Source organism: Peribacillus sp. TH27, assembly GCF_016650915.1.
GTDB classification, from domain to species: domain Bacteria; phylum Bacillota; class Bacilli; order Bacillales; family DSM-1321; genus Peribacillus; species Peribacillus butanolivorans.
The window spans coordinates 525,364-550,008 of sequence record NZ_JAEKEV010000002.1 but is presented as its reverse complement, the minus strand read 5'-3'; the positions used below and the strand labels follow the sequence as shown (position 1 = coordinate 550,008).

Genomic DNA, 24,645 nt, shown 5'->3' with positions numbered 1-24,645 from the left:
CTCAGAGCATTTATGCAAAATAACAATATATGCTAAAACAGTCTTATTCAATTACAACTTTTGTGCTTTGTTTTATAATAAATTGATAGTATAGGTGAACACCAATTTCTATCTTCTGCACTAATAAAAATACTAAAATCATGAAAGGAGCCATGTATGCAATCACAAAATAAAACCGTTATAAAGTCAATGCAGATTCTTAACCTTTTCATAAATCATTCCAGGCTCACTTTTAATGAAATGATGGAACTTTCTGGCCTCCCAAAAACCTCTCTGCACCGTATGATTGGATCATTAGAAGAAATGGGGTTTTTAACAAGAGATGATGATGGTTATTATTCACTTGGGCTAGTATTCTTGCAGTTTGGACAACTCGTAGGGGAGCGTTTAGATATAAGAAAAATCGCATACCCCATTATGAAAGAACTTCGAGATGATGTTGAAGAAGCTGTGAATCTAATTGTGAGAGATACTAACGAAGCCATGTATATTGAAAAGGTAGATACGTTGCATCCTGTTCGTTTATATACTTCAATCGGAAGGCGTTCACCACTGTACGCAGGTGACTCTCGAATAATACTCGCCTATTTGTCTGAAGAAGAGTGTGAAGCATATCTCGAAAATATAGAATTAAAACCAATTGCTATTGGAACGATAACAGATAAAAAAATACTCCGTCATGCTTTGGAAGATGCAAGAATGAAAGGTTATACGATTACTTCCTCTGAATTAGAGGATTATACAAAATCCGTAAGTGCACCAATACTTAACGGTAAAAATCAAATTGTAGCAGGTATAAGCGTAGCTGGAATTGATGCAAGATTTCAAGAAGATCGCTTGCCGGAATTAATTGAAAAAGTAACGAATGCCGCCAGACGAATTTCATTGAAACTAGGTTCTCAAACTTCGTAAACTAAAACCGAAAAAGAGGTAGCAGATTAATAAACTTTGTATGTCCCCCAATTCAATTCAGTACTATACTATCTGATTTTTGTTTCCATAAGATTTACTTGGAATTTCTAAAAGTTGAGGGATAGGACTATGGAAAGCCATTCCCGAACGGAAACAACCATGAGCAGACCTTTCTTTGATATTTCTTAGGAGAACCTTTTACCACTTGGTTCCTTGAAGGTAGTGAATGCTTCATCTCAACTAAGGGAATAATTTGTGTAACCACTCTAATCATTTACGATTAGGTGGTTTTTGGGGTTTTTGTTATCATTTTACTAACAGTTTTTATCCTCATTGAGTTGTTAAAACATCTAAGCATATAAATTGAGCTCTCCAACCTTTTTCAGTATCATAGTCACCTATGATAGTTTTGATACCGTCTTCCATAACATTTTTGTTGAATAAATATCTGCTTGTGAAGAAGCTGATTTTTTTTATACGGCGTATGCCTCAGAAAAATAAAACAATACTTTATTTTATAATTTAATCTGTCCACGTAGACTGTTAAAATACGATATTTACTCTTGTAAGGGAACAAATAAAATGAACTAAAACATAATTGGTAATAATTAGGAATTTCATCGAATAAGAAACGAAACGTGTACGGGAATCATCCTATTTTCAAATCTAGAATTCTCGTACACGTCAAGGAAATATAATAAACTATTGAAGAAATGAACATATTCTGTGTTGTCTATTTTTTTTAAGCCATTAGAGCAGGTTACACTTCGCCCCAGTGATGCTGTTTCTGCATTTAAATACGTGCAAATTCGGATTGATATATATTCCTTGGTACTCCAATGTCAGCCATGGTAAGTAACCCTGGTTTGCGAATGGCATCGATCTGCTTAGCGGTATTGATAACCATTGCAGCGGTCGCAGTATCTCCAAAAATACCATTTGGAATGATCAATCTTTGCGTTTCGTTTCCTTCAATAATAATTTCATCTTCTTGATTAATTCCAACAGACATAGTCAAATCCAAGCATATTTCCCTTCCATTTGAGGTCTTGCCCTTGGATACTTGATGAAGGCCATTTACATCTCCTGGTTTTAAGGAAGTAAGTGGAACGGTAATATTTTCTCCAGCAATCGTCGGTTCAATTGTATTGTTTACACTTGCAAGGTTCCAATTGAGACCATAAGCGATTAATCTGACAGATTCTTCAAGCCCAACATGCCCAATTTTATTCTGTTCAGCTAAGGATTCAAATTCTTCTTTGGGCATACCGATACCGACTTTTTTTTGTAAGGGAATGCGTCGTTTTGAAACATCTACCCTACGGTTGACAATTATTTTATTGACCGTTGTTAATACTGTTGAAAAACAGATGACCAATGTATCCATGATGAATCCTGGATTAATGCCAGTCCCAATGACACTAAGCCTTTTAGCCTTAGCGTAATCATCTATTTCCTTGGCAAGTTCAGGGTAACGGTCCCAGGGGAAAGAAAGCTGTTCGCAGGTAGAAACGACTGAAAAACCATGATCTAGAAGTTCTTTGATTTGTGGCCATACTTGTTGTAAGTTAGAACCGGTTGCATGAAGGGCGACAAGATGATCTGTGTTCGTTTTTACTTCTTGTATACTGGATACTACATTTAGTCCTGTTTGTTTTTCATTGATTAATAACCCAATATCATTTCCAATCTTTTCAGGATCAATATCTATAACACCAATAATCGAGTGTGGATTAGTTTGGTATGCACTGCGGAGAATTTCTATACCAATAGGGCCGAGTCCGAATACTGAAAATTTCGAATGTTGTTTAGTCAATAATCTCTCATCCTTTCAAATATCGTATAAAAAAATGCTAACATGGTAAGATAAATAATAAAAATAGTAAATTTTTATATACTTATAAATATTGGTTATAGAAGGGAGTACTTAAAGAAAGGGGGAATTATCAAGAAACGTATTTGTTCAAAGCGGGAAAATTATTTGGATTATAATTGAAATTGAATAATCAATATAAATTTATGTAAAAGAGGCTCTACCAAAGGTTTTACTTTTGGTAGGGCCTCTTTTTTAAAAATAACCTAATGTTTATTCTGGATCAAAATAAAAAACTCTTATCTATCGTAAAACGTTGGATCGTTTTGTAGAGTATGCAAAATTTGATTAGTTAATAATGACGTATCATCGTTGTTTTTCCATATCGCTGAAATGGAACTAGTTAATTCAGTGTTATCGATGTCTAAAGCTTTAACGTTACTTGTCCCTAACAAACCAATCATATCTTTGGGCATGAGAGCAACGCCTAGGTTATTAGAGACCAAATTAGCTATAGTTAATAATTCCGATCCTTTACATAATTCTTTCGGAGAAAATCCAGCAGTTAAACAAGCCTTTTCCAATAGAAATTGAAGGGAGTGTGCTTGAACCGCATCATAATGAATGAAAGATTCATCCTTTGCTTCGTATAAGTGTATAGAATCCTTTTGAGCTAGTGGATGAACAGTTGAAACCACTAATTGTAATGGAAATCTTTTGAATTCAATCATGTTCAATCCTTCATGGGCAATTATGTTATTGTGAATGGGTGTTCGGATAAACCCGATGTGATAATTTTGTTGATTAACTAGTTTGACAGCCCTTGATGATGTTGTTTCATGTAGATAAAATTCAACATCAGGATATTCCCCAAGAAACTTTTTTAATAGCTTTGGTATATAAATGCTAGCTGCAGAGGGTACGGTAGCGATTTCTATTTTAGGTTTGGGGATAATCTTGTTTTCAACTATGTAATTGATCGTTTTCTCAATATCATCGAAGGAAGGAGCGAGTTTTTTATAGATGTACTCTCCCTCCTCTGTTAATGTGATTTTTCTTGTTGTTCGATTTAAAAGTTTAAAACCTAGTTGTTTTTCAAGGGAAGAGATTTGTTGACTTAGCCCGGGTTGGGAAATATGCAGGGTTTTGGATGCCTCACTGAAACTAAGATGGTTAGAAATCTCTATAAAATAGCGTAGAGATAGAAAATTCATATGATCACTCACTTCAGTTGGATTTCAAGAATCACTGCCAAAAAGGTAATTTTTATAATGAACACTTATAAGTTTATAACAATAATATATTTCTAATATAGAAGAGTCAATATTATCCTTTAATAAAGGGTGGAGCTGTATAATTAGGGATTTCCACTCACAAATGATTGAATTTTCTTATTTATTTGCAGTATTTTGACCCATTTACGCCTTGTATTTTACTGATTTTGTAATAAATAATAATTTATTCCTAGAGATTTTTCAGTACTAAGGTCTAACTGGAAAATGAAGGGAAATCAAGGTGGTCGGTAGAATATTAACAATATCATCTATTAAATGGTGATAAAAATGCAAAAGGAGGATTTTAATGAAAAAATTATACAGTGGCTTTCTATTAGTTAGTATCTTGATGCTTATCGGAATCATGACAGCATGTAGTGGCAGTAAAGAAGGTGTCTCCGGCGGTGGAAGCCAAAACTTAAGTCTATTGACTGGCGGAACTGGCGGTACATATTATCCACTTGGTGGACAAATTGGAAATATCATTTCTGATAACACAAAGGCGAATATAACACCCCAAACATCCGGTGCATCAGCTGAAAACATGGAAACCTTGAGAGTGGGAGAAGCTGAAATTGCTTTCTCGCAAACAGATATCGGAGCATATGCAATTGAAGGAAAAGAAATGTTTGAAGGAAAACCAATTGATAATATCCAAGCAATCAGCTCTTTATATCCGGAAACGGTACAACTTGTAACGACAGCTAAAAGTGGAATTAAATCAGTTAGCGATCTAAAAGGAAAAAAAGTATCAGTGGGCGCACCTGGATCAGGAGCATACATTAATGCCATGCAAATTCTAGAAATTCATGGATTATCAGACAAAGATATTAAAGCACAAAATCTATCTTTTGATGAGTCAACTGACGGAATCCAGGCAGGTAATATTGACGCAGCATTTATAACTGCAGGCACACCAACTGGTGCGGTTGAAGCGTTATCTGTACAAAATGATATTGTCATTATTCCAATGGAAGACGACAAAGTTCAAGCATTGGTTGACAAATATCCATACTATGCAGAGGATACCATTCCTAGTGGCACTTATAAAATAAAATCTGACATTAAAACGGTGGCTGTTAAAGCAATGTTAGTTGTATCAAAGGATCTTGATGAAGAATTAGTATACGAAATGACAAGAGCTATTTATGAAAATACAGACAAAATCACACATGCAAAAGGTAAGTTCATTACACCTGAAACGGCACTTGAAGGATTAGGGGATATGGAGCTTCATCCTGGTGCAGCTAAATACTTTAAAGAAAAAGGTGTAACTCAGTAAACACTATAATGGTCGGTAGTACGCTATATGTGTTCTATCGACTTTTGTTTTCTGGAAAATAGATTCCTAATTTTGAAAGGGGTATCTATGAGAGTGAAGAAATTTACGATTTATTGTATACCTCTACTATTGTTTAGCGCTTTTCTATTCTTCTTTCCATATAAACAAGTCATTGCTTTTTCTTACCAGGATCAAGAGGAATTACTAGCATATTTACCGTTGAAAAAAGAAAAAACTGTTCAAATAAAGTATACACACTCTATTCACTTATCAGAAGTACTCGAAACTTATCACTTATCCGACAAGAAAATGAAACTAACCGAGCTTGCATATAAAGATTTTGCAGTTGGTATGCCTTCTAATGCAGAAGGTGAGGAAGTATTTGAAGAGAAAGACGGCACTTATTATATAAAAAATATGAATCGCCAATTTGCATATATTGATTTAAGAATAGGGAAAGTTAGAGCAAATCATCGGTTAATTTATAAGGGGTGTACATACACATTTTCAAGTTTTATTAAGCCAGGCACATGGATCAGAATTTCTCCAAAAAAAATTTCATTTTGGGAACAATTGAATGGAGTGAATATAAATGGCTGATGATAACGAAATAGCGAAGTATTTAACGGAAGAAGAACAACAGGAACTATTAGAAAAATACGATCCTGAAGCGGGAACAAGGAAATTAACAGGTATTTTGGGATACATTGCTTTTATCGGTCTCTTAGCCTTTTCATTATTTCAATTATATACGGCTGTTTTTGGTGTTTTTACAGCACAAATTCAAAGGACGATACATTTAGGTTTTGCACTTTCTTTAATTTTTTTACTATTCCCCGCAAACCGCAAGAAACGTCAAAAGGGAAAGTTCCAAATTGCCTGGTACGATATTATTTTAGCTGTTCTTAGTATTGGAGTAGGCGCTTATTGGCCATTATTTTTCGAGGATCTCGTTATGAATGTTGGTCGTTTAGGCACTTTGGATTTTGCAGTTGGTTTATTAGCGATTCTACTTGTACTTGAGGCTACTAGGCGTGCAGTAGGTCTTCCCATTATGGTTATTGCCATAGTATTTGTTCTCTATGGACTTTTTGGACAATATATGCCTGGGTTCTTATCACATCGTGGTTTAACCTTTGAGCGTATGGTACAAACGATGTTTTTCTCTACGGAGGGGATATTAGGCACACCATTAGCGATTTCATCTACATTTATCTTCCTGTTTTTATTGTTTGGTTCTTTCCTTATTCGAACAGGGGTTGGTCAATATTTTAATGATCTTTCAACAGCGATTGCTGGTAGAAGAATAGGAGGGCCTGCAAAGGTTGCAATTTTTTCAAGTGCTCTTCAAGGAACGATAAGTGGAAGCTCTGTAGCTAATGTTGTTACTTCAGGAGCATTCACGATTCCGATGATGAAAAACCTTGGATATAAAAAGGAATTTGCTGGTGCAGTAGAGGCAGCTGCTTCAACAGGTGGTCAATTAATGCCGCCAATAATGGGGGCTGCTGCATTTTTAATGGTTGAGTTTATTGGTAACGGGATTACGTATTGGGATATAGCTAAAGCAGCTTCCATTCCAGCCATACTTTACTTTTCAGGAATTTGGATAATGACACACTTTGAAGCGAAGAGACTTGGATTGCGTGGGTTAACCAAAGAAGAAATGCCTAGTAAGAAAGAAGTATTTGGTAAGATTTATTTATTAATTCCGATAATCGCCATTGTTTTATTACTCATGTCAAATATAACGGTTACACATGCTGCACTGTACTCAATTGTCATTTCTGTCATAGTGGGCTTTATTAACAAAGATGTACGTATGAAATTCATTGATATTATTTATGCATTAGTTGATGGAGCTCGTACAGCACTTGCAGTAGCAGCTGCCACTGCATCAGCTGGTATTATTGTAGGAATTGTGACGAAAACGGGATTAGGGCTAAAGCTGGCAAATGGTTTAATCGATTTGTCTGGTGGATATTTAATACCAACACTTATGCTAACGATGGTAGCAGCACTTGTTTTGGGAATGGGATCACCGACAACTGCAAACTATGTAATCACATCCACAATTGCGGCGCCTGCAATAATTTTACTAGGTGTACCGGATTTATCGGCACATTTATTCGTTTTCTACTTTGGAATAATTGCAGACATAACACCACCAGTTGCATTAGCAGCTTTTGCAGCTGCAGGAGTTTCTGGTGGAGAACCGATAAAAACTGGGATAGAGTCATCAAAACTGGCAATAGCCGCATTTATTATTCCATACATTTTTGTACTTTCTCCGCAAATGCTTATGATTGATACAACTTGGATGGAAGTTGCATGGGTTGTTCTTACAGCAATGACGGGTATGATCGCAATTGGAGCCGGTGTAATTGGTTACTGGGTGAGGGGGATGCACTGGTTAGAAAGAATCCTTGCTATCGTGGTTGGGCTGCTATTAATCTATCCTGAAACAATTTCGGACATTATTGGATTAACTACGTTTGTAATATTACTTGGTTTACAATATTTGAGGAATCGAGACAAGGATAACAGTTCTAATATATTGGAACATAAACAAAATATGTAGAAATCATACCTGCAACGATATTATATGGGCAGCAGAGGGTGTAAGGTATGTGTTTGTACTCTTTGTGACTATAATCGTAAGGACAACGAATGGTATCAATAAATACTAGAGTTGAAGAAAAGCAGGTAATGGTTTTTTTATAGCATAAGAAATCTAAATCAAATTTTAATTTTTGATTTTAAGGGGTGCTTTAATGAGGTAAAGTTTCCAATTCATATTTTGACAAAAAGAGAGAATAAAAGAATGTGCTTCAGTCAGTTCAAACTGCTTTTATATAGTATAGAGTGCATCACGCACATTCCGTCTGATAATAGTGAATTGTAGTCGAATCCTGTAACAGCCCTTTGTGAATTTGTGTAGATCAGTAAAAGTTTCATTAGTTATCTCATTTGTTTTAGAAACAATAATCATTTTGAAAGGAGACTAATTTATGAAATTTATAAAAAGTTTTATTTTAGTTACTTTCAGTTTCTTTTGTATGATTACACCGGCTTTTGCAAGTGTGCCTGGGGTAGATAAGTCAATGAAAAAGGGGACAACAAAAGGAATAGTATCCGTTGCTCATCCGTTAGTCTGCTGAGGCTGGTATAAAAATATTAAAACAGGGAGGAAACGCGGTCGATCTTCGCAATTGCCATTCAATTGTCGTTAAACGTAGTGGAACCAATGATGTCTGGAATTGGTGGCGGTGGTTTCATTATGATTTATAGTAAAAAGGAAAATAAAATTACGATGATTGATAGTCGTGAAATGGCCCCGCAAAATGTAACGCCTGAACTTTTTTTAGATGGAAAAGGAAAACCAATTCCTTTTAGTAAGCGTCACACTACTGGAAAAGCAGTAGGAGTTCCAGGAACGTTAAAGGGTGTCGAAACAGCTCTTGAGAAATATGGAACGTTGGATATATCTCAAGTAATAGATCCAGCAATTAAACAAGCTGAAAAAGGGGTTAAAGTCAATTGGATCACTGCTCAATACATCGATGAAAATGTAAAAAAACTTCAAAATAATCAAGCGGCAGCAAATGTGTTTGTTCCTAACGGCCAACCCTTGAAAGAGGGAGATACCCTCGTTCAACCAGATCTGGCAAAGACGCTTAAATTAATTAAAAAACAAGGATCGGAAGTATTTTATAGTGGCCAAATTGGTAAAGCACTTACCAAAGAAGTGCAAAAACGCGAAGGAACAATGACTACAGAGGATTTAGAGAATTATGTGGTGAAAGAAAGAGAACCGATTAGATCGGAATATAGAGGATTCGAATTGGCAGGGGCAGCTTCACCAAGTTCTGGCAGTTTGACTGTCCAACAAATCCTGAAATTAATGGAAGGTTACGATGTACAAAAGATGGGAGCAAACTCACCAGAATATCTTCATTATCTAACTGAAGCAACGCATTTGGCTTTTGCTGATCGGGCAGCGTATATGGCAGATGAAGATTTCTATGATGTACCTAAAAAAGGACTTTTAGATGACGACTATATAAAAGAAAGAAGAAAACTTATTAAGGCAAATAGATCAACCGCTGATGTAAAAGAAGGAGATCCATGGAAATATGAAGGCAAAGAACCTACTTCTAGGGTGAAAGTAAAAGAAGAGAAGACCCCAATTGGACAAACGACTCACTTCTCTGTCATGGATAAGTGGGGAAATATGGTTTCTTATACGACAACGATTGAACAAGTATTTGGATCAGGTATTATGGTGCCTGATTATGGATTTATGCTTAATAATGAAATGACAGATTTTGATGCGACTCCGGGCGGCGTTAACCAAGTAGAGCCAGGAAAAAGACCGAGAAGCAGTATGTCTCCAACCTTTGTATTAAAAGACGGTCAGCCATTTATGGCCATTGGTTCTCCGGGGGGAGCAACGATTATCTCATCGGTGTCTGAAACAATTATGAATGTGATTGATCATCATATGTCGATTCAAGAAGCCATTTTAATGCCTCGTATTTATTCCGCTAGTTATCCGACTGTGAGATGGGAACCAGGAATTGAACAAAATACAAGATTGGAGTTAATGGCAAAAGGGCATGTATATGAAGAACAACCGCAGCATATTGGAAATGTGCAGGGTGTTATTTTTGATTATGAACATGGGAAAATGTATGGAGGAGCCGATAATACGAGACAAGGTACAGTCCTTGGGGTAGATAGGATATCCTATAAATCGAAAAAGCCAAAAGAAATAAGAGAAGAGAAGAAGGGACCGTTTACCTTGAAAGTGAATGGAGCCGTATATCCCTATACAGCCAATCAAATGAAAATCATTAATGGAAAACCTTATATTCAGTCAGATAAATTGCTACTTGGTTTAGGTGTAATTGGCACAGCGGATTTAAAAACATATAAACCAGATAATAAATCGTATTTACCAGTTATAAAAGTCGCGAAATCATTGGGATACAAAGTAGAATGGGACGAAAAAGATAAAGTAGTACTGTTAGAAAAAGACAAAACTGATGTGGAAGATCCTGATGATGATGGTACTATCACCAATTAATTTTTTTACTCTAAGTTTTAGGTCTATTATCGTTGAAAAATACTCTTAGAGAACGAAGAGAAAGTGATGATAGTCATAAACCTAATTGAATGATAATAATTCCCCTTGTGCTATGTGCATAAGGGGAATTATTTTAGCCAAAACCCACCTGTGAAAAAGCCGCCAAGGATGTCACTTGGGATGTGTGCACCCAATCAAAATAAAGCCCGCGAGCGAAAGCAGACTTAGAAATAACGCAAGTGAAGGGTGAAGCAGCTTGATCATAAAATCCCTCTCATTCAATATAAGTAAGATTAACTATACGACGAATTAAGCTAAATCCGGTTTAAAATTTTAAAGAACCTGATTTAGCTACATTATTATTTATGGAGGGGACAGGCTCTCTTACCCCAAAAAATACTTTGATGGTGAAGGATAACTAAAATTAGATTTCTCCTGTTCAATTGCAGATAATGCTAATTTTTTTATTGTTACATCATCCATTGGAGGATTGTGTAAACCGGCTCTTACATCTCTATAGTACCTTTGAAGAGGATTGCTTCGTTGAAGGCTTTTTGCACCGACTATTCGCATAGCTTTATCTACAATTGTAATTGCTGCGTTTGTAACAATATGCTTAGCAGCTCCAAGCTCATTGGTGATATGAGCTCTTCGTGATTCATCATCATAAGCCTCTGCAACGCTATATAAGAAATGCCTTGCTTTCAATAATTCCAAATCAATTTCTCCTAGAAGTTGTTGGACATTTGCCAGCTGGCTAATAGGTCCATTTAGACTATTTGGCGAATAATTATTAGCAAATTGTATAGCGTAATCTCTTGCAGCTTGCGCAATGCCAAGGTAACAAGCTGGAATATGAAGAATCCATGCATTCAATTGGCTGCCACTTGGTATTTCAGGAAGTTCGACAAGTTTTGAATCATCTACTTCTACCTCTTTAAGAACCAGATCATGGCTTCCAGTTCCCCTCATTGAAATTACGTCCCATGTTTCATCTATGGTTAGTCCTACTAAATCTTTATGTAGGAGAAAAAATCCAACCTTTTGCTTTTCTTCAATCCATGCAGATACTAGAAAATAAGTTAATACTGGGGACATGGTTGTAAAAGTTTTACGTCCTGAAATAACCCAAGAATTCTCTTTTTTGACAGCTTTTGTTCCAGGACGGCCTCCCCGGGTTGGACTTCCTGTTTGTGCTTCACTAACTGAACGATTCACTAAGGCGCCATTTAGAACTTCATGAGCAAAAAAGTTTATGTTCTTATCTGTCCAACTCTTTTTTTCAAAAAGTTCGCCTATCACTCCAAGGTTCCAGCCAATGGAAAGTGCTGTTGTTGCATCAAAACTAGCCAATGTTTCTTGAAGGAGTATCATGTCATATATTTTTAAACCTCCGCCACCATAGGCTTTGGGAAGAGTTGAACTTGTATATCCCATATTAATTAAATCTTGAATGTGTTCTGTTGGGAAGGTTGCTAATTCATCAATTTGAGCAGAATTATTTTTGAATTTTGATTCTAGTTCATATAACTTTTGTAACCACGTTTTTTGACTCTCTGTTTTAATAAATAAGTTAATCACGTTTTGCCCTCCTGCTATTTTAAAGGTTTACCTATTAATTTAACAAAACAATCCCTATTATTCTTATTGGTTTAAATGATAATTGTGACGGTTTAAGTTGTCAAGGAATTTATATCCAGTAAATTATAAGTTAGAGATTTCCAAAAAATACATTGACTTTAAAATATTATCAATCTAATATTTAAATTATCAGTTACCTCACTTAACCTACCAAAATAGTTGGTATTCAAGGGCGACAGGTGGATCTACTATATGAGGATAGTTAAAGGTATGTAATAAGCATTATACAAATAAACAAAAGAAGGAGATTTTTTATGAAAAATAAAAAGTTTTTCAATGTGGTAGCCACCGGTTTAGCATTAGTAACCCTTTTAACAGGATGCGGTTCAAGTACATCGTCCGGAAAAGAAGCAAATACAAATGAAGGTAGTAGCGACACAGAAGTAAAAAAGGTAAAAATAGCATATGACCAAGCGTCAAAACCAATGTCTTGGTTAGATGAGAAGGGAAATCCAACTGGTTACGATGTAGAAGTTATGAAATTGGTTGATGAATTACTTCCAGAATACGAATTTGAATATATTGGGACATCAAGTGATGACTTATTAGTAGGCATTGAACAAGGTAAATATCAAGCAGGGGTTAAAAATGCTTTCTGGACACAGGAAAGGACAGAGAAGTTTATCTTTCCTAAAGAATTCCTTGGGTTAAGCAGTGCAGGACTTGTGTTAAAGAAAGAAAATGAAAAGATAAAAAATCTAAAAGACTTTGCTTCAGCTGGTTTTTCTTTAGCACCAATTGCTGCAAACAACGCGCAATATACAATTGTTGATGAATATAACCAGGCCAATAAGGACAATAAAGTAAAATTAAAAGCCGGAGATGCATTCACAGTTGATGTAGTTCAATGGGTAAACGAAGGCCGTGTAGACGGTGGAATAGCAATTGAGGGAGCTTTTAAGAAGCAAGTAGCAGAAGATGGTCCATATCATAATTTAAAAAATGATCTCGTTTACAATGAATTCGCAGTAATCAAAACTTGGCCATTGTTTAACAAAAAAGAACAAGAATTTGCAGACGCTTATGATGAAGCAATCAAAAAGTTAAAAGAAGAAAAGAAGACAAATCAGTTAAGTACAGAATTTTACGGAAGAGATTTGTTTGAGGTATTGGAAACTGTAAAAAGATAACAACACTCTAATCTACCAGAGCCTAAAAAAGTCAATCACTGAGGCTATACTTGTCACTTTCTTATTTTAGGTTGTTGAGTGGGTAACCTCAATTCAAACCAAAAAAGTAAAGGAGTGGCAAGTTTTTGTATATATACCTCTAATATTGAAGAATGATTACGTTTTGAATATTGAACCTTTTAAATAGGAAAAAGAAGATGGATGTGAAACATGGAGAAATACTTTGATGTAAATTACATAGTTGAATCAGTACCAATGTTAATTCCTTTTCTAAAAGTAACATTAATGGTTGCTGGTCTTTCGGTCCTATTCGGGACAATCTTAGGTTTCATCTTAGCAGCCATGAAAATAGGAAATAGTAAAATTGCTAAGAAAATTGCCTATGGGTATACAACAATATTAAGATGTACACCATCTATTGTTCTCCTATTTCTAACTTATTATGGGATTCCAGCAATTGCAGATAATTTTGGCGTAAACCTAAACGACATTGACAAAGCGGTATTTGTTGTTATTACCTTTTCGCTTCAATTTGCAGCTGCCATGTCTGAGGTTATCAGAACATCGTATGAATCTATAGATAGAGGGCAATTTGAAGCTGCAGTAAGTGTAGGATTAAGTAATACACAAGCGTATTGGAGAATTATTTTACCGCAAGGTTTTGTAGTTGCTTTACCAAACTTCGGTAACAGCTTACTTGAGTTGATGAAAGAAGGAGCCCTAGCATATACAATCGGATTGATAGATATCATGGGGAAAGCAGAGCTTATAATCGCTGGGAATTATAATACTCATGCATTAGAAATTTATCTTGCTTTAGCTGTTATTTACTGGATATTATCGATTGCTATTGAACAACTATTCTTAAAATTAGAGAAGGTATTTAGTAAAGGAAAACAAGTGATAACAACTACATAGGGGGTGACAGAGTGTCAGAAGGATTGGATTATAAATTTTTAGTGGAAACCTTTTTTGTAGCATTATCAGGGGTGCCCACGGCGTTATTCATTACAATTGTAGCTTTACTTGTTGCGCTTCCGTTAGGATTTTTGCTTGCTTTAACAAGAATAAATCAAATTCCAGTTTTAAATCGTGTAGCACAGATATATGTTTCCTTTGTAAGAGGAACTCCTGTCATAATTCAAATTTTTATTATTTATAGCAGTGTACCCTTACTGCTAGCTTCGATATTTGATAAGTATAACATCGAAATGAATGTATACGATGTAAATCCAATTTGGTACGCATTCATTGTTTTTTCATTGAATACGACAGCTATTCTAATAGAAGTGTTTCGTTCAGCAATAAGCACAGTGAGTAAGGGACAACTAGAAGCTGCTTATTCAGTCGGATTAACAAATGTCCAAGCATTTAGAAGAATTATCATTCCACAGACATTAGTTGTAGCATTACCAAATATTTGTACAGCAACAGTCAATCTAATTAAAGCAACATCTCTCGGATATGCATTGTCATTGCAAGAAATTACTCTAAGAGCCAAGGTAGCTGCCAATGTAGGCTACAATTATGTTGAGGCTTATATTGATATCTTTCTTGTATACCTGATTTTATGTAGTTTAGTAGAGTATTTATTTAAGCTGTATGAAAAACGTTTAAGTAGGTATAGAGCAGTAGGTATTTGAAATGAAGCAGGAGGTGGACATGATGTTAGAAATTACAAATATCCATAAATCATTTGGAGAAAATGAGATTTTAAAAGGTGTAGATTTAAAAATAGAAAAGGGTGACGTGGTAGTAATTCTGGGCCCAAGCGGTTCAGGAAAGACAACATTACTTCGATGCATTAACTTTCTTGAAAAAGCAGATCAAGGACATGCAATTTTTGGGGATATTGATGTAAATCTTAAAACAGCATCAAAAAAGGCGATTCATGGAATTAGGCAAAAGATAGCTTTTGTATTTCAAAATTATAATCTGTTTAATAATAAAACGGCATTAGAAAATGTGACAGAAGGTCTTGTTATTGGAAGGAAGATTGCGAAAGCCGAAGCAAATGAGATTGGTAAAAAAGCATTAGATAAAGTAGGTCTGTCAGAAAAATACAATGCTTACCCTATTGAACTATCAGGTGGTCAGCAACAAAGGGTTGGCATTGCGAGAGCAGTAGCTTTAAATCCTGACATTATTCTATTTGACGAACCAACTTCTGCACTTGATCCTGAACTTGTCGGTGAAGTTTTAACAGTAATGAAGCAAATAGCAAAAGAAGGAACAACCATGTTAGTAGTCACGCATGAAATGTCTTTTGCAAAGGATGTAGCAAACAGAGTAATATTTATGGATGCTGGTGTCGTAGTAGAAGAAGGATCACCTAAAGATATTTTTGTGAAACCAAAAGAAGAAAGAACAAAGAAGTTCTTAAAAAGAGTCTTACCGGAGGATTATATTTTTTACATTTAATTTTTAAATGAAATTAAGAGTTAATAAGAAAAGGGTGAATTTTTGAAGCTGATCCAGAGCGATAGATTAATAGCGATCACTCTATACATATAAGTAATTAAAACAAACGCATAGTAATCCATACTTGTGTTGAAATAAAAAATCATTCTTTTCAGTAATAATCAATGAAATTATGGGCTTCAGTGTAGCCTATATGAAGTAGTCAAAAAACGAATTACCTATGAAAACCTGCTTGGGAATTTCGTGTAAATAACTAGTGATCCTACGAGATGAAATTAACTCTTCACTTTATCACTAGATTAAAAAAATTGCATAATTGAACGTATGTTTTCAATGCTTTTCTCCTTGCGTTTAGTTAATTGATGACGGTGCTCTTTAGTTTTTACAAGTGTGTTTTTGGTTTATAATAACAATTATCAAGCCATATCAGGGGGTGAAACTTTGAATGAATATAATGTTACAGTTAAGAATGGCAGCACAGTAATTCTGTCAGAAATTATTAAAGCTGAAGATGAAAGAGAAGTCCTTGGCACACTATTGATTACTAGCGAATTATTTAATCAACCTTTTACTGACATTAGGATTTTAGAACGCTAATTTGTTACTGAACTCTCCATTTGTTACAATCATAATAAATCTTAAAACAGTAGGCGATATTATGTGCGGGCGTTTCACCCTTTTCACAGACATTGAAGAAATAATTGACAGGTTTGATATTCAAGCGCCATTTAATGCCGAGTACCAATTCAGCTACAACATAGCACCTTCTCACTCTGTCTTATCCGTTATTAATGACGGATCTAGGAATCGACTTGGATATCTTCGTTGGGGACTCATACCTTACTGGGCAAAAGATGAGAAAATGGGCTACAAGATGATTAATGCCCGAGCGGAGACCATTGCTGAGAAAACAAGTTTTAAGAATTCGTATAAGAAGAAACGGTGTTTGATACTTGCCGACTCTTTTTATGAGTGGAAGAAGACACCAGAACGTAAAATACCTATGCGAATAAAACTTAAGAGTAATGCCCCATTTGGAATGGCTGGTCTCTGGGAATCATGGAAATCACCTGAAGGTATCACGATATATTCCTGCTCAGTTATTACCACTACTCCGAATGAGCTAATGACTAGTATTCATGATCGCATGCCAGTTATACTTAAACCTGAAGATGAAAAGACTTGGCTGGATCCTTCAATTAATGATACTGCATATCTACAGCAATACTTAAAATCATTTGATACTGAACAGATGGAAGCTTTTGAGGTATCGAATGATGTGAACTCACCTAAAAATAATTCACCTAAGTTAATACACCAAATTTGCTGAGAGGTCCTAGGACCTCTTTTTGTTTTTCTCTTTTCAATTAAAGGTGAAGTACTTTATCATCATTCATAAGTTCCTCTTTACTCATTTGAAAAAAACCTCTTTATAAAATACTTTAGGCTACACCTTGCGGAAATACATAAAATACTGTACTCTTATATTTGCTTTTCGATGCGGGTATCGATGTCACTTTCCTAGAGTGAATGGATGAAAAGCTAGGACTGCAAAAAGACAACTTAGCAATCGAACAATGCAGTGCACTTGTTAACCTGCCTGATTCTTTACTCGTAGACATCGGAACATTTGATAATATCATTACGTAATTTGGATCTTCTTATCAAGAGAGACGGAGGGACTGGCCCGAAGATGTCTCGGCAGACGAGACTTAATAGGAGTGCTGTGCCAAATCCAGCAGGCGAATACGTCTGAAAGATGAGGAGGGTGTTTTTTATAGATTAAAAGACCTCTTCTTATTGTTTAATAGAAGAGGTCTTTTTTCACGTTCGATGGTTTAGCTTTAGCTTCGTATTGGCTATTATGCTTTTGGAGTCATGCTTACAATAATATGAAAGAAATGTTGGATCTTACTAGAATTTTTTACCGAATTAGTTCAATGAATAAGGGCTATGACATATTTGTCATGGGAAAAATAAAAAGAGGTGTTCATCATGAGTACAAACAATAAAGGGAATCCTTGGGCTTTAGTCCCATTTGTCGTTTTTTTAATTTTATTTATAGGTTCCGGGGTTATTACAAGAGATTTTTATTCATTTCCGGTGATTGTGGCGATTGCGATTGCATCAGCGGCTGCATTGGCAATGAATCGAAAAGAGTCTTTCAATCAAAAAGTTGAAATCTTTTGTAAAGGTGCCGGGGACTCCAATATTATGTTAATGGTTATCATTTTCCTTTTGGCCGGTGCTTTTTCAGAAGTGGCGAATGGAATGGGTGCGGTAGAATCAACGGTGAATCTTGCGTTATCGGTATTTCCGCAAAATCTATTAATGGTAGGTATTTTCATTATCGCTTGTTTTATTTCTCTATCTATGGGGACAAGCATGGGAACAATCGTAGCGCTAGCACCTATAGGTGTAGGAATTAGTGAACAAACCGATATTTCGCTTGCCCTTTCAATGGCCGCCGTTATCGGTGGTGCGATGTTTGGTGACAACCTATCTTTCATTTCAGATACGACAATCGCAGCTGTTCGAACGCAGGGAACGAAAATGAAGGATAAGTTTAAAGTGAATTTTTTCATTGTTTTACCTGCGGCCATCATCACATGTGTCATCCTTGGCTTTTTAACAATGGGTGAACAAGCAGCTATCTCTCAACATTCCTATAATTGGGTGAAGATTCTACCTTATATTTGCGTTTTGATCACTGCATTAGCTGGAGTCAATGTGTTCCTTGTCCTCTCCATCGGTATTGTGTTTGCCGGAATTATCGGGTTAGCGGATGGTAGTTATCAACTGATGGGCGTCATTCAAAAAATGGGGGATGGAATGGCGGGAATGTATGAGATCTCTTTTCTTGCCATTTTAATTGCTGGTATGGTGTCAGTCATCAAACATAACGGCGGCATCGATTATCTTCTCCACGTCGTGACCCGTAATAGCAAATCAAGAAAAGGTGCTGAATTCAGCATTGCCGGTTTAGTCGGTTTGACAAATCTATCTACGGCAAATAACACGATTTCTATTATCATTGCCGGTCCGCTAGCCAAAAATATTGCGGAAAAGTATGGCATCGATCCCCGTAAATCGGCGAGCTTGCTTGACGTTTTTGCTTGTTGTATTCAAGGGTTAATTCCATATGGGGCACAACTGCTTGTTGCGGCGGGGGTAGCACAAATTTCACCTGTAAGTATTTTACCCTATTCTTTTTACCCAGTATTAATTGGGATTTGTGGAGTCATAGCCATTTTGATTGGTTTTCCGCGATTTTCAGGGAGCGAAGAGAAGAAACATACTTCTTGAAAAAGTGAATTAAACAGAAAAACACCCTGAATCTTTAGATCTAGGGTGTTTTTTTATATGCGTCCATTTTAATAAATATATATTTAGCTTTTATTCATGGAACTCTTTACAATTTTGATCTTAGAAGGGTTCAATTGAAAGTATCAGAAAGCGTGGGAGAATAATTATTTATATTTAGAAATGATACAGAATATTATATCATTCTTATTCTCGATGGGAGTTTCCCGATTCATTCCTCAAATTTATGAATGAAATAAATTGAATGGTAGGATATAATAGATTATTGTATTGGGGATTCATTCTTGAATCTCCCTTTTTTACTATGGACTTCTATCGTTTATCTTACCGAGAGAATGGGGAAATAAACAATGGTTGTCAATTGCTATCATATATAAGTTAATAATTAGAGGTGGTTTGTTTTTAATGGAGATGTTAGGAAGTTTTATTAGTGGAACAAATGATTTACTGTGGTCAAAAATACTGATTATTATGCTGATTGGATTGGGTCTTTATTTTTCCGTTCGTACGAAGTTTGTCCAATTCAGAATGGTAGGGGAAATGTTCAGGCTTTTGGGAGAAGGTGCCACAGCGGATAAAAAAGGTGTGACATCGTTTCAGGCTTTTTGCATCAGTACTGCTTCACGGGTTGGAACAGGTAACCTTGCAGGTGTTGCCATAGCCATCACAATGGGTGGTCCAGGAGCCGTTTTCTGGATGTGGTTAATAGCACTTATCGGGTCTGCCTCTGCCTTCATTGAAAGTACACTTGCACAAATTTATAAGGTCAAGGATGGCGATACATTCCGAGGTGGCCCTGCTTATTATATGGAAAAAGCATTGAATGCCCGTTGGATGGGTATCACGTTTGCTGTATTGATTTCGCTTACATTTGGGCTTGCTTTCAACTCTGTACAAGCCAACACGATCACAAGTGCGTTCAATGAATCGTTTGGGATCGATAAGTGGGTTACGGCAATCATCCTTGCTCTTGTTACGGCTGTCATCATTTTTGGAGGCATTAAAATGATTGCAAAAGTATCTGAAGTCATCGTACCGATTATGGCAGGAGCATATGTGATAGTAGCATTGATTATCATTATCATGAATATTACCGAGTTACCTGGTGTTTTTGTTTTAATCTTTGAAAGTGCTTTTGATGGATTAAGGGAAGTTGCTGGCGGAGCACTAGGCGCTGCCATGATGCAAGGAATCAAGAGAGGTCTATTTTCTAATGAAGCCGGGATGGGTAGTGCCCCTAATGCAGGTGCGACAGCAGATGTCAGTCATCCCGTAAAACAAGGGCTCATTCAGTCTCTTGGTGTATTTGTGGATACGCTTGTCATTTGTAGTTCGACCGCCTTCATCATTTTGTTCTCAGGCCTGTATACATCGAAGGAAACAGATGGTATAGTCCTTACCCAAAATGCACTTGGTACGGCATTAGGATCTTGGGCTGGCATTTTCCTTGCCATTATCGTACTGTTATTCGCCTTTAGTTCCATAGTTGGTAACTACTATTATGGAGAGTCGAACATTGGCTTTATTAATGAAAATAAAGTTTGGTTAAACTTATATCGTATCGCAGTCGTTGGGATGGTGATTTTCGGTTCGCTTGCTTCACTCAAGTTTGTATGGGGTCTAGCTGACTTGCTGATGGGGTTAATGGCCATTATCAACTTAATCGCCATAGCCTTACTTGGAAAAATTGCATTTGCTGCACTAGCCGATTATCAAAAACAAAAGAAGAGTGGAAAAAACCCAGTTTTCCATGTAAACAATATTAAAGGTTTGAAGAATGTGGAATGTTGGGGTGATCCATCCGATAATGTGGATGAGAGTAAGAGCAATCGAAAGTTAAAGATAAATTAAGGCATTTCAGCTTGTAGAAAAGTCCCTTTTTTTGGGACAAGTCTATAAGCTTTTTTTGTATAGGCGATGTTAAATCTAAATGTTGATATGTATACATTAAGAAAGGGAACTCTTGATACATATTAAGTTCCCTTTTTAATTCAACTAACGCTACCCTTTACTTGATTAAGGATTACTCCAAAATCAACGTTATATTTTTATTATCAAGGATAATTTCTTCTACCCAATTAAATATAGTTGAACCAATGTTCATTTTTGCATCCCTTATTTCTTTAATTACTTTTTCTTCATTACTTGGATGGCAATTTTTCAACATCTCATTCAGTATGGTTATTGTTTCTCCGTACACTAAATCGATTTTAGATTTGACAGAATTTCTCCAAAAAATTGTATATTCTTCTTCAACTTCTATATCACCGAAACCACCAAATAAAATATCATTAAATGCATCGAGACTTCCATTCCACTTGTATTTTCCAGAGAGAACTACATTCGAAAACTCGTTACAGAGTCCATTAAAGTCCGAAAAATTTTCACCATCTAAGACAAAAACTTTGTTAAATTTAATCACCTCTAATACATCATTTTCGTTATTTTAATTAAATCGCCTTCTTCAACTCAATACTTCTTTAGTGAAATAAGAATTAACTCGTCAAACTGAATTTTGACATAGGACGTAACTTCTATATATATTTTAAACGAACTTCAAGTTTTAGAGATAGAAAAAAATTATTAAAAAAACTCCTTCCTGAATTTAAGAGTTTAGACTTCAATTCGGCTAGTGTTAAAGGGTTAGAGAAAAATAGTTCTTGCCACTTCTTATGAGGCAATGGGAGCTAAAATAGTGGATAGCATGTTAACTAACATTGCAGATGATAACTTAAATTATTCGTTTATAGGTGGGAGAATATCAGCATATAAAAAGCATATGTCCTTTCTTATTCCACTATCGGGGCAGAAGAGTTGAATAAGGAAGTGGATACGTTGAGACAATATTGGAATAAGAAAAAGGCAAACTTTCTTTAATATGGGCTGGGTGAAATATAATACCGATAATACAAAACGTTATTAAACTCATGTAGCATACTTATACTGGCTTATGAAGTGATAATTTATAGGGGGATAATATGGAACTTTCTTTATTATTAGAGTATGGCTGGGTATTAATTATTTTGATTTTTTTAGAAGGTTTATTATCTGCAGATAATGCTTTAGTTTTAGCTATTATGTCAAAACATTTACCAGAAGAACTGCAAAAAAAAGCGATTAATATTGGGTTGCTATTAGCTTTTATATTTAGGATTGGTGCAATCTTTATTATTTCGTACCTTTTCCACGTTTGGCAAGTTCAAGCAATTGGGGCTGCTTATTTAATTTTCATCTCATTAAAACATTTACTAAAAAAGGACCACGGAGAAAAAGAGAAAAAAGGGAAAAGCTATCGTATGACTATTGTGCAAATTGCATTAGCTGATATCGCCTTCGCTGTTGATTCTATTTTAGCAGCGGTAGCTCTTGTCATTGCCCTGCCAGATACACCAATGGGGGAAATTGGGGGGATGGATGGCGCACAATTTATAGTTATTTTATTAGGAGCAATTGCTGGTTTAATTGTTATTAGGTTTGCAGCAGGCTACTTCGTTAAGATATTGACAGAACGCCCTAGTCTTGAAACTGCAGCAATGTTACTCGTTGGTTGGGTTGGGGTTAAGTTATTAATGCATACTCTTGCGCATCCAGCCTTGCACATTATTCCTCACGAGTTTGTTGAAGGACCTATTTGGAATACAATCTTTTGGTCAGTAATGCTGCTTATTGCATTAGGTGGATGGTTTTTATCTAAAGGAAGAACAGAAAAACAGTGAAGCAAAATAAATATATTTGTCTGTAAAAAAATAACGATTTTTAAATTGACAAACGTTCATTCCGTTTACTAATTTTGAGTTATTTGATAATTAAACGAAAAAGTTTTGTTCAACTAAGGGGTGCTTTACTTTAATAAGGGAGGTTGTCATGCGGCAACCTTTTTTTCTTACCTACTAAAGGGGGAGGTGAGTGGTGGAAGGAAAAGTTCATCTAGAAGTTGCATATCTTCTTTCTAAACTCTGAAGAAGAAATTGATGATGAAGAATAACAGAAATTCTTATTAAGCAAAAAGGGTTATTGGTGAAGGAGGACTTATAAAAAAGCCGATTCCTTAGTGTTTTAGGGAATTACTTTTCATTTGGGAATATCAAAGTCACCATTGATCAAAATGGAAGATAGAATGAAATATGAGAGAAATCATAATAGAACTATGCTTTTGAGGAACAATAAATTGAAAAGATATAAAAAGGATACAAAGCGAGGAGTTTTATGAAAAAGATAGCAATGTTTTTCCTATGTCTTCTTATCTTAATTTTTCCATCTCAAGTTATTGCTCAACGAAAAGTACCTATTTTAATTTATCATTCGATTGACGAGTTTAATGGACACGGTTCTATGGAGTTATATGTAACCCCAAAGAATTTCGAGAAACAAATGATTTATTTACGAGACCATGGCTACACATTATTAACTTTTGATCGATGGCAAGACATTAATAAAGTAAACAAACCCATTTTCATTACCTTTGATGACGGATACAAAAACAACCTGAATGCATTTGCTATCTTTCAAAAATTGAAAAACGAACGTTTTAAACCATCTGGTACCATGTTTGTTATATCTGACTTTATTGGTCGCTCAAACCGATTATCGAAATCGGATTTGAAAACGATGGCTGATTCGGGTATGATCTCAATTCAGTCTCATACTGCTACACATCCTGACTTGACGAAAATTAAAAATTATGAATATGAAATGAAAGGGTCCAAAGATAAAATTCAAAAAATAACGGGCAAACCAGTTTATGCACTTGCGTATCCATACGGGAATTTCAATGACAAAGTCGTAGCAGAAACGAAGAAATATTATTTGTTTGGACTTACGACAACTCCTGAACCATTTTCTGAGAAGGGCATTAAAGACGAACTCTATCTTTTACCACGAATCTATATCAAATATTCAACTAGCCTTGACGACTTTGCAAAGATTGTTGACAGAGAATGAAGGCGGTTCCTATTCCAAGTAATTGCTTTTTCTATTGGACCTAAGGGAAAAGTAATAGTGCTTATAAGCTAATGGATCAGAAACAAGGAAAATTTCAAATAAAAAAGGAGGATGAAATTAACCTCATTCTTCAACTTCAATTGGGCGCTTTTTTGAAAAAATAACATTAAACGGAGTTCATAAAAATGGATAGGAATGATGGATATGGATACTGAAATACCTCCATGTTTCCCATTCAAATAAGATTGAACCCTCTGGTTGTTAAATCAGTGATAAATCATTTTTTTATCTTTATTGAATATTGGATTATTTTTTACGCAAAATACCATTGTTATTACTTCATGCTGTCAATCTATATGAGATGACAAATGAAACCAAGTTTCCCTGTTTTAATAAAATAGGCAAGATAAAAATAATTCGAAATAAGGAGTGAATTCTATGGATAGCAAGGAATCAAAAAAGGATTCTTTAGATATAGCTGGAAGAATTTATGACGTCAGTGATTATAAACGAAAGGATACATTGTCCTATGGGCTTGCTAAAACCCACGAGCAAGTTTCGGATACCTATACGGAAGGTGAAATGCAATCTATAGTTGATGATGTAGACGGAAAGAATATAGAGATAAAAGGGGAAGAGGCTGAAGAAGAAAGCCAATAAAATAATTAGGGATAAATACCAGGGCATTGCATGAGCTTTCAAGAGTGATACTTTGCAGCTACTTGTGTTTCTCTGAGGTTAAAACTATCCAGGTATTGGGGTACCGACTCAATTACCTGGATAGTGAAGAATATCTCCATTTTATCCCCTAGTTTGTT

The 24,645-nt window shown here is 35.6% G+C and carries 19 protein-coding genes, 1 pseudogene and 1 riboswitch; of the genes and pseudogenes, 16 read left to right on the top strand and 4 right to left on the bottom strand.

The genetic code is table 11. The features are described from left to right. Positions 1-156 precede the first annotated feature (156 nt). A complete protein-coding gene (locus JFU24_RS04135; RefSeq protein ID WP_201180837.1) occupies positions 157-912 on the top strand; it encodes an IclR family transcriptional regulator in 756 nt (251 codons plus the stop codon). Positions 913-1,705: 793 nt separating this feature from the next. Here the strand turns inward: JFU24_RS04135 and JFU24_RS04130 are convergent. Next, positions 1,706-2,728 carry an NAD(P)H-dependent amine dehydrogenase family protein gene (locus tag JFU24_RS04130; RefSeq protein ID WP_201249543.1) on the bottom strand — a complete coding sequence of 341 codons (1,023 nt, stop codon included), beginning with the start codon at positions 2,726-2,728 and terminating at the stop codon, positions 1,706-1,708. A gap of 296 nt (positions 2,729-3,024) precedes the next feature. Next, positions 3,025-3,939 carry a LysR family transcriptional regulator gene (locus JFU24_RS04125; protein ID WP_201180835.1) on the bottom strand — a complete coding sequence of 305 codons (915 nt, stop codon included), beginning with the start codon at positions 3,937-3,939 and terminating at the stop codon, positions 3,025-3,027. A 367-nt stretch (positions 3,940-4,306) separates the two neighbouring features. On the opposite strand from JFU24_RS04125, the gene JFU24_RS04120 reads away from it, so the two are divergent. The 4 genes and pseudogenes from JFU24_RS04120 (at position 4,307) to ggt (ending at position 10,370) form a co-directional block, all read left to right on the top strand. After that, positions 4,307-5,281 carry a TAXI family TRAP transporter solute-binding subunit gene (locus tag JFU24_RS04120; RefSeq protein ID WP_201180834.1) on the top strand — a complete coding sequence of 325 codons (975 nt, stop codon included), beginning with the start codon at positions 4,307-4,309 and terminating at the stop codon, positions 5,279-5,281. A 93-nt stretch (positions 5,282-5,374) separates the two neighbouring features. Then, positions 5,375-5,881 (top strand): DUF1850 domain-containing protein, encoded by a 507-nt coding sequence (locus JFU24_RS04115; RefSeq protein ID WP_377428031.1) that lies wholly within the window; start codon positions 5,375-5,377, stop codon positions 5,879-5,881. After that, on the top strand, positions 5,874-7,862 hold the full coding sequence (locus tag JFU24_RS04110) for a TRAP transporter permease (protein ID WP_201249542.1): 1,989 nt from the start codon (positions 5,874-5,876) through the stop codon (positions 7,860-7,862). The genes JFU24_RS04115 and JFU24_RS04110 overlap by 8 nt, the downstream gene beginning before the upstream one ends. A 430-nt stretch (positions 7,863-8,292) precedes the next feature. Further along, positions 8,293-10,370, top strand: a pseudogene (gene ggt, locus JFU24_RS04105) (gamma-glutamyltransferase). A 384-nt stretch (positions 10,371-10,754) separates the two neighbouring features. Here the strand turns inward: ggt and JFU24_RS04100 are convergent. After that, a complete protein-coding gene (locus JFU24_RS04100) occupies positions 10,755-11,948 on the bottom strand; it encodes an acyl-CoA dehydrogenase family protein (protein ID WP_342214736.1) in 1,194 nt (397 codons plus the stop codon). A 317-nt stretch (positions 11,949-12,265) separates the two neighbouring features. Between JFU24_RS04100 and JFU24_RS04095 the strand changes: the two genes are divergently transcribed. The 8 genes from JFU24_RS04095 to JFU24_RS04060 all read left to right on the top strand — a co-directional run bounded on the left by JFU24_RS04095 (position 12,266) and on the right by JFU24_RS04060 (position 20,737). Further along, positions 12,266-13,141 (top strand): transporter substrate-binding domain-containing protein, encoded by an 876-nt coding sequence (locus JFU24_RS04095; protein WP_201180825.1) that lies wholly within the window; start codon positions 12,266-12,268, stop codon positions 13,139-13,141. Between the two features lie 210 nt (positions 13,142-13,351). After that, positions 13,352-14,059, top strand: a complete 708-nt coding sequence (locus tag JFU24_RS04090; RefSeq protein ID WP_201249540.1) for an amino acid ABC transporter permease — start codon at positions 13,352-13,354, stop codon at positions 14,057-14,059. A gap of 11 nt (positions 14,060-14,070) precedes the next feature. After that, positions 14,071-14,784: an amino acid ABC transporter permease gene (locus tag JFU24_RS04085; protein WP_223305291.1), complete on the top strand. Its 714-nt coding sequence runs from the start codon at positions 14,071-14,073 to the stop codon at positions 14,782-14,784. A gap of 22 nt (positions 14,785-14,806) precedes the next feature. After that, a complete protein-coding gene (locus tag JFU24_RS04080; RefSeq protein WP_056527041.1) occupies positions 14,807-15,562 on the top strand; it encodes an amino acid ABC transporter ATP-binding protein in 756 nt (251 codons plus the stop codon). A 441-nt stretch (positions 15,563-16,003) separates the two neighbouring features. Continuing rightward, complete coding sequence (locus JFU24_RS04075; protein WP_201180823.1) at positions 16,004-16,159, top strand: hypothetical protein; 156 nt, start codon at positions 16,004-16,006, stop codon at positions 16,157-16,159. A gap of 61 nt (positions 16,160-16,220) precedes the next feature. After that, on the top strand, positions 16,221-16,892 hold the full coding sequence (locus JFU24_RS04070) for an SOS response-associated peptidase (RefSeq protein WP_201225187.1): 672 nt from the start codon (positions 16,221-16,223) through the stop codon (positions 16,890-16,892). A gap of 328 nt (positions 16,893-17,220) precedes the next feature. Further along, a riboswitch (SAM riboswitch) is annotated at positions 17,221-17,328 on the top strand. 229 nt (positions 17,329-17,557) lie between these two features. After that, on the top strand, positions 17,558-18,868 hold the full coding sequence (locus JFU24_RS04065; protein WP_201249539.1) for a Na+/H+ antiporter NhaC family protein: 1,311 nt from the start codon (positions 17,558-17,560) through the stop codon (positions 18,866-18,868). 423 nt (positions 18,869-19,291) lie between these two features. Beyond that, positions 19,292-20,737 (top strand): alanine/glycine:cation symporter family protein, encoded by a 1,446-nt coding sequence (locus tag JFU24_RS04060; RefSeq protein WP_201180820.1) that lies wholly within the window; start codon positions 19,292-19,294, stop codon positions 20,735-20,737. Between the two features lie 172 nt (positions 20,738-20,909). Here JFU24_RS04060 and JFU24_RS04055 read toward each other — a convergent pair whose 3' ends face one another. Then, a complete protein-coding gene (locus tag JFU24_RS04055) occupies positions 20,910-21,308 on the bottom strand; it encodes a hypothetical protein (protein WP_201224726.1) in 399 nt (132 codons plus the stop codon). Positions 21,309-21,864: 556 nt separating this feature from the next. On the opposite strand from JFU24_RS04055, the gene JFU24_RS04050 reads away from it, so the two are divergent. The 3 genes from JFU24_RS04050 (at position 21,865) to JFU24_RS04040 (ending at position 24,487) form a co-directional block, all read left to right on the top strand. Further along, on the top strand, positions 21,865-22,602 hold the full coding sequence (locus tag JFU24_RS04050; RefSeq protein WP_201249538.1) for a TerC family protein: 738 nt from the start codon (positions 21,865-21,867) through the stop codon (positions 22,600-22,602). 490 nt (positions 22,603-23,092) lie between these two features. Then, on the top strand, positions 23,093-23,827 hold the full coding sequence (locus JFU24_RS04045; RefSeq protein ID WP_201180816.1) for a polysaccharide deacetylase family protein: 735 nt from the start codon (positions 23,093-23,095) through the stop codon (positions 23,825-23,827). Positions 23,828-24,265: 438 nt separating this feature from the next. After that, positions 24,266-24,487, top strand: coding sequence for a YozQ family protein (locus JFU24_RS04040; RefSeq protein WP_201224725.1), 222 nt, complete (start codon positions 24,266-24,268; stop codon positions 24,485-24,487). Positions 24,488-24,645: the final 158 nt, after the last annotated feature.